This is a genomic window from Pseudomonas sp. W4I3, from assembly GCF_030816195.1.
Classification (GTDB): Bacteria; Pseudomonadota; Gammaproteobacteria; order Pseudomonadales; family Pseudomonadaceae; genus Aquipseudomonas.
In genome coordinates this window covers 1,956,638-1,971,816 of record NZ_JAUSXS010000001.1, presented here as the reverse complement: position 1 = coordinate 1,971,816, position 15,179 = coordinate 1,956,638, and the positions used below count along the sequence as shown (strand labels likewise).

General features: G+C 60.7%; 15 protein-coding genes and 1 pseudogene. 3 read left to right on the top strand and 13 right to left on the bottom strand.

The window, feature by feature from the left end; genetic code table 11:
* Nucleotides 1-21: 21 nt before the first annotated feature.
* From QF045_RS08935 to ppc, 6 genes are all read right to left on the bottom strand, one after another.
* A complete protein-coding gene (locus QF045_RS08935) occupies nucleotides 22-849 on the bottom strand; it encodes an oxaloacetate decarboxylase (protein WP_306491890.1) in 828 nt (275 codons plus the stop codon).
* A gap of 28 nt (nucleotides 850-877) precedes the next feature.
* Entirely contained in the window at nucleotides 878-1,738 is an 861-nt protein-coding gene (locus QF045_RS08930; RefSeq protein ID WP_306491889.1) for a DUF72 domain-containing protein, read from the bottom strand.
* Entirely contained in the window at nucleotides 1,738-2,028 is a 291-nt protein-coding gene (locus QF045_RS08925; RefSeq protein WP_306491888.1) for a hypothetical protein, read from the bottom strand. The genes QF045_RS08930 and QF045_RS08925 overlap by 1 nt, the downstream gene beginning before the upstream one ends.
* Before the next feature lie 160 nt (nucleotides 2,029-2,188).
* Nucleotides 2,189-2,875: a tRNA (adenosine(37)-N6)-threonylcarbamoyltransferase complex dimerization subunit type 1 TsaB gene (gene tsaB / locus QF045_RS08920; RefSeq protein ID WP_306491887.1), complete on the bottom strand. Its 687-nt coding sequence runs from the start codon at nucleotides 2,873-2,875 to the stop codon at nucleotides 2,189-2,191.
* Nucleotides 2,876-2,965: 90 nt separating this feature from the next.
* Complete coding sequence (gene adk, locus QF045_RS08915; protein WP_124369856.1) at nucleotides 2,966-3,613, bottom strand: adenylate kinase; 648 nt, start codon at nucleotides 3,611-3,613, stop codon at nucleotides 2,966-2,968.
* A 280-nt stretch (nucleotides 3,614-3,893) separates the two neighbouring features.
* A complete protein-coding gene (gene ppc, locus QF045_RS08910; RefSeq protein ID WP_306491886.1) occupies nucleotides 3,894-6,521 on the bottom strand; it encodes a phosphoenolpyruvate carboxylase in 2,628 nt (875 codons plus the stop codon).
* A 164-nt stretch (nucleotides 6,522-6,685) separates the two neighbouring features.
* On the opposite strand from ppc, the gene QF045_RS08905 reads away from it, so the two are divergent.
* From QF045_RS08905 to QF045_RS08895, 3 genes are all read left to right on the top strand, one after another.
* Complete coding sequence (locus tag QF045_RS08905; protein ID WP_306491885.1) at nucleotides 6,686-7,030, top strand: pilin assembly protein; 345 nt, start codon at nucleotides 6,686-6,688, stop codon at nucleotides 7,028-7,030.
* A 280-nt stretch (nucleotides 7,031-7,310) separates the two neighbouring features.
* The gene (locus QF045_RS08900) at nucleotides 7,311-7,736 is read left to right on the top strand and encodes a DUF4398 domain-containing protein (protein WP_124385418.1); all 426 of its coding nucleotides are present in this window, start codon (nucleotides 7,311-7,313) and stop codon (nucleotides 7,734-7,736) included.
* A 57-nt stretch (nucleotides 7,737-7,793) separates the two neighbouring features.
* A complete protein-coding gene (locus QF045_RS08895; protein WP_306491884.1) occupies nucleotides 7,794-8,579 on the top strand; it encodes an OmpA family protein in 786 nt (261 codons plus the stop codon).
* A 29-nt stretch (nucleotides 8,580-8,608) separates the two neighbouring features.
* Here QF045_RS08895 and QF045_RS08890 read toward each other — a convergent pair whose 3' ends face one another.
* From QF045_RS08890 to prfB, 7 genes and pseudogenes are all read right to left on the bottom strand, one after another.
* On the bottom strand, nucleotides 8,609-8,785 hold the full coding sequence (locus QF045_RS08890; protein WP_306491883.1) for a hypothetical protein: 177 nt from the start codon (nucleotides 8,783-8,785) through the stop codon (nucleotides 8,609-8,611).
* Nucleotides 8,786-9,029: 244 nt separating this feature from the next.
* On the bottom strand, nucleotides 9,030-9,356 hold the full coding sequence (locus QF045_RS08885) for a hypothetical protein (RefSeq protein ID WP_306491882.1): 327 nt from the start codon (nucleotides 9,354-9,356) through the stop codon (nucleotides 9,030-9,032).
* The gene (locus QF045_RS08880) at nucleotides 9,353-10,258 is read right to left on the bottom strand and encodes an alpha/beta hydrolase (protein ID WP_306491881.1); all 906 of its coding nucleotides are present in this window, start codon (nucleotides 10,256-10,258) and stop codon (nucleotides 9,353-9,355) included. Before QF045_RS08880 ends, QF045_RS08885 begins: the two co-directional genes overlap by 4 nt.
* Before the next feature lie 33 nt (nucleotides 10,259-10,291).
* Nucleotides 10,292-11,569, bottom strand: coding sequence for a flavohemoglobin expression-modulating QEGLA motif protein (locus tag QF045_RS08875; RefSeq protein ID WP_306491880.1), 1,278 nt, complete (start codon nucleotides 11,567-11,569; stop codon nucleotides 10,292-10,294).
* Between the two features lie 47 nt (nucleotides 11,570-11,616).
* Nucleotides 11,617-12,333 carry a TetR/AcrR family transcriptional regulator gene (locus QF045_RS08870; RefSeq protein WP_306491879.1) on the bottom strand — a complete coding sequence of 239 codons (717 nt, stop codon included), beginning with the start codon at nucleotides 12,331-12,333 and terminating at the stop codon, nucleotides 11,617-11,619.
* Between the two features lie 105 nt (nucleotides 12,334-12,438).
* Nucleotides 12,439-13,943: pseudogene (gene lysS, locus QF045_RS08865) on the bottom strand (lysine--tRNA ligase).
* Nucleotides 13,944-14,039: 96 nt separating this feature from the next.
* Nucleotides 14,040-15,135 (bottom strand): peptide chain release factor 2 gene (gene prfB, locus QF045_RS08860; RefSeq protein WP_100226016.1). Its coding sequence is split into 2 segments (ribosomal slippage): nucleotides 14,040-15,062 and nucleotides 15,064-15,135, totalling 1,095 coding nucleotides; the frame shifts between segments, so codons are not numbered across the junction.
* Nucleotides 15,136-15,179: the final 44 nt, after the last annotated feature.

Genomic DNA, 15,179 nt, shown 5'->3' with positions numbered 1-15,179 from the left:
CAAGCTGATCGACCGCACGGCCTAGCCCTTGAAGAATCGGTTGGCTTGGTCGAACGGCATCTTGCGCTCGGTAAAGGTAAAGGTGCCCAGCCCGTAGACCTCCTGCGCGGCCCGATAGAACTCGCCATAGGCCGCCAGGGCCAGGGCCGAGCCCACGCTGATGCGACGCACGCCCAGTTCGCTCAATTGCGCGACGCTAAGATTCAAGCCACCGGACATCAACACATTCACCGGCTTGGGCGCGACTGCCTTGACCACCGCCAATACCTCTTCGGCACTGCGCAGGCCCGGCGCATACAGCACATCGGCTCCCGCCTCGGCATAGGCTTGCAGGCGGCGAATGGTGTCGGGCAAATCCAGGCGGCCATGCAGCAGGTTTTCTGCCCGGGCCGTCAGCGTGAAGGGAAAGCTCAGGCTGCGGGCGGCAGCGACGGCGGCCTCGATGCGCTCGACGGCCAGGTCGAAGGGGTAGATCGGATCGACGGCAACGCCCGTGGCGTCTTCGATGGAACCGCCGACGATACCGGTGGCGGCGGCACGCAAGATGGTCTGGGCGCAGCCTTCTGGGGTGTCGCTGAAGCCGTTTTCCAAGTCAGCGGCGACCGGCAGCGACGTCGCCCTGACGATGGCGCCAGCATTGCCCAGGGTGTCCTCCAGCGACAGCGCGCCTTCGGCATCCGGCCGCCCCAGGCTGAACGCAAAGCCCGCGCTGGTGGTGGCCAACGCTTCGAAGCCAAGGCTGGCAAGCATGATCGCGGAGCCGGCATCCCACGGATTGGGCATGACAAAGGCACAATCGCGCTCGTGCAGGGCTTTGAAGGTTTGGGCGCGAAGGGTTTGGGCATCCATGACTGACTCCAGGCGAGATAAAGAAGCCTTAGAGTAACCCCAGTTGCTCCGCGACGGGTTCTCGATGCAAGGTCGGCAGCGGCGCGAGACCGGGTAAACGCATCATCAGTTGGTCGTGAAAACGCAAGGCCAACTGTGCGGCGAGACGGTTGTCCGAGGTGTGCAGGAACATGTAGGGGGTGCGTCCTTCTTCGATCCATGCGGCGATCTTTTCGACCCACGGAACCAGGAACGGGTCGTTGGCCTCAAGCTCGGGATGCCCGATAAAGCGCACCTGGGGAAACTGCGTCAACGCCGCCGGGCGTGGCGGTACCTTCGGCTTTTTCGATTGGGCATGCAGTACCGCCGCCGAGGTGGAGGTGCAGCTGAACAGCGCACGCGGATCAAGGCAAATGCGTTCCACACCGCGGTCACGCAATAGCCGGTTGAGGCTGCGCTCGGCCTCGCCTTTGGCGAAGAACTCACGGTGGCGAACTTCAACCGCCAGCGGACGATCGATGCCATCCAGAAACCCGGCCAACTCCCCCAGGCGTTGCGGTGTGAACCCCTTCGAAAGCTGCAGCCACAATGGCGAAACGCGCTCGCCTAGGGGACTCATCAAACCAACAAAACTTTCCGCCGCCGGTAACTGTTCACGCAAGTCGCCGGCATGGCTGATATCACCCGGGAATTTGGCGGTGAAACGAAAATGATCGGGCATGATCTCGGCCCAGCGCTGCACAGTAGAGGTCGAGGGACGCGCGTAAAAGGTGGTGTTGCCTTCAACCGCGTTGAAGACTTGGGAATAGAGCGCCAGATAATCGTTGGCGCGCGCATCGACGGGGTACAGGTAGTCGCGCCAGGCGTTTTCACTCCAGGACGGACAGCCGATGTAGTAAGGCAGACGCATCAGATGTGGATATCGAGACCCAGCACTTCCATATCCCATTCGACAAAGCCGGCGGTGGTCAGGTAGCTGGCCAGGGCGGTGGCGACGCTTTTGCTCATGGAGCGGGGGAAGACCATGTCTTGCTGACGGGCGGGAAGACCACTGGTGCGCGCCTGGCTGTTGGCCTGCGCATCCGATTGGACCTGAATGAAGTCCGGCGAGTCCTCGACTGAATCGTCCACAGTGGCGTTCGCCTTACGAGGCTTACGCTTGATCGGGTACGACTGTGAGGAAAAGCCATCAATACGCATGGGCGCGAACTCGCTATCAGTAATGGCATTTTAATGGCGCAATCCGTAGCGCGCAAATGCTCTGGTGATAACTAGAACACATAATTTGTAAAAGGTTTAAAAGCCGATGCAAATTCTGACGATTGGCGATTTTTGTCGCAGATTTACCGCGTTTCTGGCGTCAAATAATCCCTCTCTCCGCCTTGGTCTGTGCGACTTTATCGCGCAAATAGACCGGCGCCGCCAGGTCCGCCGCAATCGCCTCGCCGCGCTCGAAAGCAAAGCGCGCAAGCGTGAGCAGATCTTGCGCATGAGGCAGCATCGCAGCGTCCTGACTCGCCGGTTGCACACCCATGCGCTCGCCATATCCCCAGCCGGTGCCGGCGCCAAACCAGTCGCCGCCAGCATCATCGGGCAAAACGGATGACTCCGGCGCCTGCACGGCTTCTACACCCACCAGGCGCATTTCACCGGCGTTCTCGCGGTAGCAGCCCCAATAGACTTCATCCATGCGCGCATCAATCGCCGCCGCCACTTGCGAGGCACCGTGCTCACGCAGCGCACGCTGGGCCAGCACCGCAAGGTTGGAGACCGGCAAAACCGGACGCTCCAATGCAAACGCCAGGCCCTGCACCACGCCAATGGCAATGCGCACGCCGGTAAACGCGCCCGGGCCACGGCCGAAAGCGATCGCGTCCACGGCGCCCAGGTGGGTGCCGGCGTCTTCCAGCAGCTGCTTGATCATCGGCAGCAGCTTCTGCGCGTGCAGGCGCGGGATCACCTCGTAGTGGCTCGTTACCTTGCCATCGTGCAGCAAGGCAACGGAGCAAGCTTCAGTCGCGGTGTCCAGGGCCAGCAGGGTGCTCATGGGTGTGGGTGTCCAAGTCGAAAAAAAGTGCGCCAGTATAAACAACAACGGCCCGCAAGCGGGCCGTTGTCAGTGCAGGCAGTTAAAGCATCAGCTCAGTGCTTGCAGCACCTTGGCCGTAATCGCTTCCACGGAGCCGACGCCAGGTATATGGCTGTACTTCGGCTTGCCCTGGGCAGCGGACAGCTTCTGGTAGAAATCCACCAGCGGCTTGGTCTGGGAATGGTAGACCGACAGGCGATGACGCACGGTTTCTTCGGTATCGTCCTTGCGCTGCACCAGGTCTTCACCGGTGACATCGTCCTTGCCGGCCACTTTCGGCGGGTTGTAGACAATGTGGTACACGCGGCCCGAGCCTTCGTGAACACGACGACCAGCAATGCGCTGAACGATTTCTTCGTCTTCAACGGCGATCTCGACCACGGCGTCCAACTCGACGCCCGCTTTCACCAGGGCTTCAGCCTGGGGAATGGTGCGCGGGAAACCGTCGAACAGAAAACCGTTCTTGCAGTCTTCCTGGCTGATGCGTTCCTTGACCAGGTTGATGATCAGGTCATCGGAGACCAGGCCGCCGCTGTCCATCACGCTCTTGGCGATCAGGCCCAGCTCGGTGCCGGCCTTGACGGCCGCGCGCAGCATGTCGCCGGTGGAGATTTGTGGAATGCCGAATTTTTCAGTGATGAACTTTGCCTGAGTACCTTTACCGGCCCCGGGAGCTCCCAGCAGAATGACGCGCATCGATGTGCTCCTCAATTTTTTATAGAGATGACGCTCGGATTCGCCGCGTGGGGCCAATCTCGTAAAAATGTGGTTCTGGGCCGATCAAACGGCCAAAGGCTGATCAAGATACACAGCAGGACCTCACCATACAAGCCGCCAAAAGTAGGAGAAACCCGCGCCAGGCATGCGTCAGCCAGCGGGTTTGCCTGAGCGCAACCCAGCCCCTCAAACAACGACCGCCCTGTTCAGGGCGGTCGTCGCGGTTTATCCGCAAGCCGTTGAGAACACGCGAAAAACCTCAACCGGTGTTGCGCAAACCCGCGGCAATACCGGCGACGGACACCAGCAGCGCCTGTTCCAGAGGGCTGTCTTGCGCAGCTTCACGTTGACGCGAGCGTGCGAGCAATTCGGCCTGCAACAGGTGCAAGGGGTCCAGGTAGGTGTTGCGCAGGCGGATGAACTCCAGAGTATCCGGACTATGGGCCAGCAGCTGCGACTGGCCGGTCAGGCCAAGCACCACGTCGCAGGCCTGCGACAATAGGTCGCGTAAATGCGCGCCCAATGGCAGCAAATCAGGCTGCACCAGGCGCTCATCATAGAGACGGGCGATGTCGGCATCGGCCTTGGCCAGCACCATCTCGAGCATGTCGATGCGCGTGCGGAAGAATGGCCACTGCTCACGCATCTGCCCCAGCAACTCACCCTCGCCGCGCTCCAGGGCCTTGCTCAATGCCGCTTCCCAGCCGAGCCAGGCGGGCAGCATCAGGCGGGTCTGGGTCCAACCAAAGATCCAGGGAATGGCGCGCAGACTTTCAATACCACCAGCGCGCCGCTTGGCTGGACGACTACCCAGCGGTAAACGTCCCAGCTCCTGCTCCGGTGTGGACTGGCGGAAATACTCGACAAACTGCGGATTTTCCCGCACCACCGCGCGGTAGGCGCTGACGCCGTCGGCCGCCAATTCATCCATCAGATGACGCCAGGCCGGTTCAGGCGGCGGCGGTGGCAACAACGTGGCTTCGAGTACCGCCGCCAGGTAAAGGTTGAGGTTCTGCTCGGCAATATCCGGCAGCCCGAACTTGAAGCGGATCATCTCGCCTTGTTCGGTGGTGCGGAACCGCCCCGCCACCGAGCCTGGCGGCTGCGACAGGATCGCCGCATGCGCCGGGCCACCGCCACGGCCAACCGTGCCACCACGGCCGTGGAACAACAGCAATTCCACCTGTTGCTCGCGGCAGATCTCCACCAGGCGTTCCTGCGCCCGGTACTGCGCCCAGGCGGCGGCGGTGGTGCCGGCGTCCTTGGCCGAGTCCGAATAACCGATCATCACTTCCTGCGGGCCCTGCAGCCGCGCGCGATAGTCCGGCAGTTGCAGCAGTCGCTCCATTACCGGCCCGGCGTTGTCCAGGTCGGCCAGGGTTTCGAACAGCGGCACCACGCGCATGGGCCGCTGTACGCCTGACTCTTTGAGCAGCAGTTGCACCGCCAGCACATCCGACGCGGCGCCGGCCATGGAAATGACATAGGAGCCCAGCGACGCGGCGGGTGCAGCCGCGATTTCGCGGCACGTGTTCAAGACTTCCGCGGTGTCGTCCGAAGGCTTGAAATAAGCCGGCAGCAAGGGTCGGCGATTGGTCAGTTCTTCGGTCAGGAAGCCGATGCGCGTGTCTTCGTCCCAGTCCTCATAACGCCCCAGCCCCAGATAGTCGGTGATCTCGGTCATGGCCGAGGCGTGGCGGGTGGAGTCCTGGCGCACATCCAGGCGCACCAGGAACAGGCCAAAGGTCACGGCGCGGCGCAGGCAGTCAAGCAACGGGCCATCGGCAATCACGCCCATGCCGCACTCATGCAGCGATTGATAGCACAGTTCCAGCGGGCCGAGCAGGTCGCAATTGTCCTGCAACACCTGCGCCGGGGCCGGGGTACTGACCGTCAACGAGGCATGGGCCCACTGGCGCGTGGCGCGCAGGCGTTCGCGCAGTTGCTTGAGCACGGCGCGGTAGGGCTCGACGCTGTCCCCCACCTGGGCTTGCAACGCTGGGCTGGCCTGTTGCATCGACAGCTCGGAAGCGAGCTGGTCGACATCGCGCAGGTACAAGTCCGCCGCCATCCAGCGCGCCAGCAGCAGCACTTCGCGGGTGACCGGCGCCGTGACGTTGGGGTTGCCGTCACGGTCGCCGCCCATCCACGAGGCAAAGCGAATCGGCGCGGCCGTCAACGGCAGACGCAAACCGGTGGCGGCATGCAGGGCCTGGTCGGCCTTGCGCAGATAATTGGGAATGGCGTGCCACAGTGAATGCTCGATCACCGCAAAGCCCCATTTGGCTTCATCTACCGGCGTGGGCCGCACGCGACGGATTTCTTCGGTGTGCCAGGCCTCGGCGATCAGTCGCTGCAAGCGTTCGCGAATCTGATCGCGCTCGGCGCTGGTGAGGTCACGGTGGTCCTGCAGCGCCAGTTGCGCGGCGATCGCATCGTATTTCTGGATCAGCGTGCGGCGTGCGACTTCGGTGGGGTGCGCGGTGAGCACCAGCTCGATCTCCAGTTGCGCCAATTGGCGGGCCAGGGATTCATCGCTGTGGCCTTCGCTTTGCAGGCGGGCCAACAGCTCCGGCAGCACCCGGGACTCGAAGGGTGCCGATTGCGACTCATCGCGCCGGTGGATCAACTGGTACTGCTCGGCAATATTGGCCAGGTTGAGGAACTGGTTGAACGCCCGCGCTACGGGCAGCAGTTGCTCTTCCTGCAGCTGATTGAGGCTCGTGCTGAGCTCATCACCCGCGCCGCGCCGGTCAGCCTTGGCGCCCTTGCGGATCTGCTCGATCTTGCCGAGAAAATCATCGCCGTACTGCTCTCGAATCGTATTGCCCAACAGCTCACCCAGCAGGTGAACATCCTCACGCAAGCGTGCATCGATATCACTCATCAGCCACTCTCCAGCCAGAAATCCGGGACGCGAACGTGTCCCAGAGTGCCGTCGGCGTCGGTTTCTGACAAGACACTTTAAACCTTGCCGCTTCCAGCTAGTCTCAACATCAAGCCGCCGCGTCATCCACACCGGCGGCTGGTCACTCATTAATTGAGGTTGCCATGAAGATTCGAGACTTGCCCCAGCATTGGGAAGAAACCGCCAAGGGTCAGCTGACCAAAACCCAATACGCGATCCATCTGGACGTAGAGGCCGCCGCCAGGCTGGCCGCCCTCGCCGAGATGTACCCCAAGCGCCACCCCGAGGAGCTGCTCGGTGAACTGATTGGCGCTGCCCTTGAAGAGCTGGAAGCCAGCTTCCCCTACATCAAGGGCCAGCAAGTGATTGCCACCGATGAAGAAGGCGATCCGCTGTATGAAGACGTCGGGCCCACCCCGCGATTTCTGACGTTGTCCCGCCGCCATCTGCATGATTTGTCAGCGAGTGCTGACGAACAGAAGCACTGATCACCTCTCATTGACGTCAATCTAACCCCCGTATTCCGGGCCTTTGAGCGGCTCGGAGTACCTCCACGCGCAGGGAAAGTTCCAATTTTCCGACCCTGACCATTCAGTCAGATATTTTTTTAGGCAAATCGCCATCTCCGCTGAACTTTTGAAAAAAGCATCCGGTCACAGCCAGTAAGCCATCACTTGGAACGGTCGTTTGAACTGGCGTCATGTGCTTTAGCACCGGGCCCGCAGACGAACACCAAGATGGATTTTGATGTATTTCAGGAGTTAACCAATGGAGTTGAAGACGATGAAGACCAGCACTGCCAAATCCTCGTTTAACCACCTGCGCGGGCTTAAATTGGCCGCGCTGGCAATCGGCACCAGCTTCATCCTGGCTGGTTGCGCCGGCAACCCGCCGACCGAGCAATACGCAGTGACCCAATCAGCGGTCAACAGCGCGGTCAGCGCCGGCGGCACCGAGTTCGCAGCCGTGGAAATGAAGTCGGCTCAGGACAAGCTCAAAGAAGCCGAAATCGCCATGCATGACAAGAACTACGACAAAGCTCGTCAGCTGGCCGAACAAGCCGAGTGGGACGCTCGCGTTGCTGAGCGTAAAGCCCAGGCTGCCAAAGCTGAGCAAGCAGTAAAGGATTCCCAGAAAGCAGTTGACGAGTTGCGTAAGGAAGGCATGCGCCCGGCTGCTATCCAGCAGAAATAAGCCGCTGCCCCTTGATTGCATCGCACCTGACTATCGAATTGAAAGGACGACACGACTATGCGTAAACAACTGATGATCCCGGCCCTGTTGGCGATGAGCGTTGCCTTGGCAGCCTGCTCCACCCCGCCGAACGCGAACCTGGAAAACGCACGGACCAACTTCACGGCCCTGCAAACCAACCCTCAGGCCACCAAGCTGGCCGCGCTGGAAACCAAAGACGCCAGCGAGTGGCTCGACAAAGCAGACAAAGCCTACCGCGACAAGGAAGACGAGAAGAAAGTCGACCAACTGGCCTACCTGACCAACCAGCGTGTGGAAGTAGCGAAAGACACCATTTCGCTGCGTGAATCGGAAGCCAAGCTGAAAAACGCTGGCGACGAACGCGCCCGCGCCCTGCTGGACGCCCGTGATGCACAGATCAAGCAGCTGCAAGACAGCTTGAACGCCAAGCAAACTGATCGTGGCACCCTGGTGACCTTCGGTGACGTGCTGTTCGCCACCAACAAGTCCGACCTGAAGTCCAGCGGCCTGGTCAACATTACCAAGCTGGCTCAGTTCCTGCGCGACAACCCGGACCGTAAAGTGATCGTCGAAGGCTACACCGACAGCACCGGTTCCGACGCTTACAACCAGAGCCTGTCCGAGCGTCGTGCGGCTTCCGTACAGCGCGCACTGGCACAGCAAGGCGTGGACATCTCGCGCATCGTGACCCAGGGCTACGGCAAGGAATATCCGGTTGCCGATAACGGCAGCGTATCGGGCCGCGCGATGAACCGCCGCGTTGAAGTGACCATCTCCAACGACAACCAACCGGTCAAGCCACGTTCTTCCGTCGCTAACTGATCGATTGAGGCTGCATGAAAAAACCCACCTTACGGTGGGTTTTTTTTCGGCTCACCAAAGTGGATGGTGCGGTGGGTATCGTCGGCAGGCATTTCGATTCTGGGGCCATAAGCATTTTGCGACAGCTTATGCATCAGTTGCTTGAGTTCATCATCCTCAGCGTCTCGGCGCTCCAGCGCCTGTTGCCCCCTGGCCATGTCCAGCATGTTACGTATTGCAGCAACAGTTATCGCCACAGTCTTGGCCCCGCTTTGTGTAAATTACATCGCTGTGTGTGGCGCCTGACGCAATACGGTTCCAGATATTCACGTCACAGCGCTGACGGATCGCTTGATGCAACATGAAAAAACCGCCAATGAAGGCGGTTTTTTAAAGGCACAGTCAGCAGCCAACCAAGCTTTTTATACGTTGTGCGGATAACGGCACTTTCCCGCGTCAGGAAGCCCGCGCTCACTGCTGCAGTTGCGGGGTTTCCTGCCCGATGCAACGCACCGCCTGCTTCTTGTCATTCACCAGAACGCCGCTCAGGCCTTTCTGGTCGGTATCGAACATCACCAATACGCCATCTACGCATTGCGCCACTTGAGCGGCTGGGGTCAGTGAGATTTTGTAATCCTCGCCTGGCACGGTCTTGAGCAGGGTGAACTCGCTGAGCAACAGTGCATCCTCAGGCTTGGCGAAGTGCAGGTAGCCGTAGTACCACAAGCAACCGACAGTACCAATGATGGTGCCGATGCCAGTGAGAATCAGCGGGATCATGTTGCGCTCTTCACTCATTGCGGGCTCTCTGATGGTGCAGCTTTGGGAATGGGATAATTCGGAATCTCGCCGAGACGACGCAGGCCGTTGAAGTGCAGCGGGTCATCCAGGTAACGCAGCATCACGGTTTGCCAGGTCTTGTCGGCGAACGTCTGCACATGCCCGCCTCGGGTCAGTTGCAGCACCCTGGGGGGTGGCGCCGCCTGGTACAGACGGATGCCGTTGGACATGGGCACGATCGGATCATCCAGGCTGTGAAACAGTAACTTGGGCACGCCCGTCAGTCGGGGCATGGCGTTGACCGCGCTGTCGGCGTCCGGCACCAGCCAGGACAGGGGCACCTGGAACGACCAGGTTAACCAGGAAGTGCTCAGGGCGAATTGTCCTACGTCACGATAACTGGCAGGCACGCCATCCAGCACCAGCGCCTTGAGCTGGGACTGGCGCTCGGGGTGAGCCGCCAGATAATGCACCGCCAACGCGCCGCCCAGGCTCTGGCCAAGCACGATCAGTGGCTGGCCGCGGACTTCGCGCGCCTTGTCCAGCCAACTGAAGGCGGCGTCCACGTCCTGATAGATGGCCGGCAATGACGGCGTGCCTTCGGAGAGCCCATAGCCGCGATAATCCAACAACAGGACCTGGTAGCCCTGCTCCGGCAACCACCAACTGCCGCCCAGATGCCAGGCCAGGTTGCCGCCGTTGCCGTGCAGGTGCAGCACCGTGCCTTTGACGGGTACGCCGGGCTTGGCCGGCAACCACCAGGCGTGCAGCTTCACCCCGTCGGCGGTGGTGAGGGTGACGTCGCGGTAAGCCAGGTGGGCTTTTTCCGGCGTGAACGGCAGGCCGGGCTCGGGGTAGAACAATAACGAGCTGCAGCCGTTCAATGTGAGTAGCAGGCAAAGAATGCCGAGGATTCTCATCCGTTGAAGCCTCGTGATTGAGATGAAATTCGGTCAGAGGATATTGGAGTAATCCGCCTCGATGCGATCCAGGCTCAAATGATTGAGGAAGTTGGAAAAGCACATCCATGCCGCCAGTGCGTTCATGTCGCGGAACTGTTCGGGCAGGTATTTGGGTGGCACTACCAGGCCTTCATCGACCAGTTGGCGCAAGGTGCGCATATCTTCGAGCGTGGTCTTGCCGCAGAACAACAGCGGCACTTGTTCCAGCTTGCCCTTGCGCACGGCCAGTTGGATGTAGTTGTAGACCATGATGAAGCCCTTGAGGTAGGACAGATCCTTGGTAAACGGCAGGCCATTGGGCACCGAGCCACGGAACACCCGGCTGGCGTTGCCATAGCTTTCCGCCATTTCAAAGCCCTGCTCGCGGAAGAACTCAAATACCTGCAGGAAGTCAGCGCCCTCCTCCACCATATGAATGGCGCGGGTGCGGTTGGTCAGTTTGCGCAGCCGGCTGGGGTAGGAGGCGAACGTGATGATTTCCATCAGGATCGCCAGGCCTTCCTGGGTCACGGTGGACGACGGCGGCCCCTTGGACAGGAACGTGCAGATCGGCTGGTTCTGCCCATTGAGGGTGGTCCCCACATGCACCAGGCCTTCGTGTACTTCCAGCGCGCGCACGTCACGGTCGTTGAACATCGCATCGGCGCGGATCTTGATGTAATCGGCGCCCGCCGCCGCGTCGGCGACGATGCCATCGGATTCGAACACACGGATCGTTTCCTCGGCCTCGCCGAACACCTTGTTCAAGCGCGTTTGCAGCAAGGCGACGGCGTCCTTGGCGGTCAAGGTCTTGGCTTCGTCCTTGAGGTCGCCACGGCCGTCGATGTTGTTCAGATAGTCCGAAAGCATCAGGCCCAGGTCGGCCAGGGTCGGGTCGCCGGCATGGAAGGCGTCGGAAGCGGCGCCGTAGAGTTCCTGGGAGATCAGGCCGAAATCCTCGGTGCCTCGGGCTTCGAGCATGCGCACCACCATGCGGTACTCACGGCACATGCGGCGCATGATCTGCCCCACCGGGCTGAACTGGCCGAGGCGACGGGTAATGTCGCGCTCGATGTTCTGAAACTCCAGCTTGACCGCGCTGGAGTCAAACGACAACGGTCGGTTCAGGTAGTAATCGCGGTCTACGGCAGGCATGGCCTTGCCCTTGGCCTTGAGAAAGCCCTGGCGGATATTCTCGTCCCACTTCACGGCGTCAAGGACGCGGATCGGCGTTTGCGCCAGCACAATGCGATCGGACAAGCTGCGTATCGTCTGCTGGTAATCGTCCACCCGGTGCTTCCTCTTTCAACGTGGCCTTTATCGAACATCCCTGGTGATCAGACCGAGGCCAGCACCAGGTGCATGTAGCGCTTGAGTATTTCCAGCATCTCGTCACCGGTCAGAGGCTCTGCGCCGCCCAACAGGCCCTGATATTCCATCCGACCGATAATCGCCGTCAACACCTTGGCATCCTGTTGCGGCTCGCGGGAGCCCAGTACCTGGAAAAACTGCCCGGTGCCCTGCAACAGAATCTGTTGGTGGGAGCGTACCAGTTCGGCAAGACGCGGATTCAACAAGGCTTCCTGGCGAAAGGCCTGCTCGGCCATCAGGTAGTCGCGACGGTTGGTCAGTTGCCGCTGTACGTAGTCGGCGGTCAGCCGCGCAATGTCATCGGCCAGCTGCGAGCGCGACGCCGGGCTGCCGTCCCCGTAGGCAACCATCTCGCGCAGCAGGCCTTCGTTGCGCACCCACAGCTTGCCCATGAAGGCCGCGCTGCGTTCGACGTATTGGGCGAAGGTGTCGGTGAGCAGGTCGTCGATGTCTTTGAAGTAGTAGGTGGTCGCCGACAACGGTACGCCGGCCTCCGCCGCCACGGCACGATGGCGCACGGCCCGCACGCCATCGCGGACCACGATGCGCATGGCCGCATCGAGAATGTCTTGCCGGCGCTGTTCACTGCCCCGGCGGCTGGCCTTGCGGCCTTGGTACTGGACGCTTTCAGCCACGGCAGCGGCAATGCCGGCGGCGCCTTCTTGAGCCATTACGCGGTTCACCACACACATCCTTGACTGGAAAAAAACTGGCGCTGTTTGCTTGACGCGAGTTCACGCCACATAAAAAAGCCGCCTTATAAAAGGCGGCTTCAGATTTCGCTACGGTTACGCTTGTGGCCGCATATGCGGGAACAGGATCACATCGCGGATCGACGGCGAATTGGTCAGCAGCATCACCAGGCGGTCGATGCCGATACCTTCACCGGCGGTTGGCGGCATGCCGTATTCCAGGGCACGTACGAAGTCGGCGTCGTAGTGCATGGCCTCGTCATCACCCGCGTCCTTGTCGGCCACCTGGGCCATGAAGCGCTCGGCCTGGTCTTCCGCGTCGTTGAGCTCGGAGTAGGCGTTGGCGATTTCTCGGCCACCGATGAACAGCTCGAAACGGTCGGTGACGTTCGGGTTGTCATCGTTGCGACGCGCCAGCGGCGACACTTCGAACGGGTACTGGGTAATGAAGTGCGGCTGTTCCAGCTTGTGCTCCACCAGTTCCTCGAAAATCATCACCTGCAGCTTGCCCAGGCCTTCGAAGCCCAGCACCTTGGCGCCGGCTTTCTTGGCAATGGCACGCGCCTTGTCGATGTCGTTGAGGTCATCGGCGGTCAGCTCGGGGTTGTACTTGAGGATCGAGTCGAACACCGACAGGCGCACGAACGGCTCGCCGAAGTGGAACACTTTGTCGCCGTACGGCACGTCGGTGCTGCCCAGCACCAGCTGCGCCAGCTCACGGAACAGTTCTTCGGTGAGGTCCATGTTGTCTTCGTAGTCGGCGTAGGCCTGGTAGAACTCCAACATGGTGAATTCAGGGTTGTGACGGGTCGAGACGCCTTCGTTACGGAAGTTGCGGTTGATCTCGAAGACTTTCTCGAAACCACCCACCACCAGGCGCTTGAGGTACAACTCAGGCGCGATACGCAGGAACATTTCCATGTCCAGCGCGTTGTGATGGGTTTCGAATGGCTTGGCCGCGGCGCCACCGGGGATGGTTTGCAGCATCGGCGTTTCCACACTTCGAGGAAGTCACGCTGCATCAGGAAGCTGCGGATGTGAGCGATGACCTGCGAGCGCACGCGGAAGGTCTGACGCACGTCTTCGTTGACGATCAGGTCAACGTAGCGCTGGCGGTAGCGCTGTTCGGTGTCGGTCAGGCCGTGGTGCTTGTCCGGCAGCGGGCGCAGCGACTTGGTCAGCAGGCGCACGTTGGTCATCTCGACGTACAGGTCGCCCTTGCCGGAACGGGCCAGGGTGCCTTCAGCTGCGATGATGTCGCCCATGTCCCAGGTTTTCACCGAGGCCAGGGTTTCTTCGGAAAGGGTCTTGCGGTTGACGTAGACCTGGATACGTCCGGTCATGTCCTGGATCACCATGAACGAGCCACGGTTGAGCATGATTCGACCCGCCACCTTGACCGGGATCGCCAGTTCCGCCAGCTCTTCCTTGGTCTTGTCCGCGTACTGCTTCTGCAGGGCATCGCAGTAGTTGTCGCGGCGGAAGTCGTTGGGGAAGGCGTTACCCTTGGCGCGCTCGGCAGCAAGCTTTTCCTTGCGCAGGGCGATCAGGGAGTTTTCTTCCTGTTGCAGGGCTTGCGGGTCGAGTTGTTGGTCGCTCATGTCGTTTGAAATTCCATCACAGATACGTTTTCCCCAGCCTTCGGCTGGGGATCGCGAGGTAAGGACTAGGCGTCCCCCCCGCTCCTACAGGGTTCTTTAGAGGCCCGATTTCAGGCTGGCTTCCAGGTATTCGTCGATATCGCCGTCGAGCACCTTGTCGCAGTCGCTGCGTTCGATGTTAGTGCGCAAATCCTTGATGCGCGACGCATCGAGCACATAAGAACGGATTTGATGACCCCAGCCGATGTCCGACTTGGTGTCTTCCAGCGCCTGGGAAGCGGCGTTGCGCTTCTGCATTTCCTGCTCGTACAACTTGGCCCGCAGCATTTTCATGGCGGTGTCCTTGTTCGCGTGCTGGGAACGCTCGTTCTGGCAGCTGACCACGGTGTTGGTCGGTACGTGGGTGATACGCACGGCCGAGTCGGTGGTGTTTACGTGCTGACCACCAGCACCGGAGGAGCGGTAGGTGTCAATACGCAGGTCGGCCGGGTTGATCTCGATTTCCACCTTGTCGTCGATCTCTGGCGAAACGAAAACAGCGGAAAAGGAGGTATGGCGACGGTTGCCGGAGTCGAACGGGCTCTTGCGCACCAGGCGGTGTACGCCGATCTCGGTACGCAACCAGCCAAAGGCGTATTCACCCTTGATATGTACGGTCGCGCCCTTGATGCCAGCAACTTCGCCGGCCGACAATTCCATGATGGTCGCGTCGAAACCGCGTTTGTCAGCCCAGCGCAGGTACATGCGCAGCAGGATGTTGGCCCAGTCCTGGGCCTCGGTACCACCGGAGCCGGCCTGGATGTCCAGGTAGGCGTTGTTCGGGTCCATTTCGTGACTGAACATGCGGCGGAATTCGAGCTTGGCGAGGTTTTCCTCGAGACGGGCCAGCTCGGCGACGACATCGCCCACTGCGCCTTCGTCATCTTCTTCGACGGCCATGTCCAGCAAGTCGCGGCAGTCGGCCAGGCCGGTGTTCAGTTCGTCGAGCGTGTCGACGATCTGCGCCAGCGCAGCGCGCTCGCGGCCCAGTTCCTGGGCATATTCAGGTTTGTTCCAGACGCTCGGATCTTCAAGCTCGCGATTGACTTCGGTCAGACGCTCATGCTTTTGATCGTAGTCAAAGATACCCCCGAATAGTTTCGGAGCGCTCGGACAGGTCCTTGATGGTGTTAAGGATCGGGTTGATTTCCATGGCGGGCAGCACTCGTTGGCGAACTTTTGAAAGCCGGCGAGTAT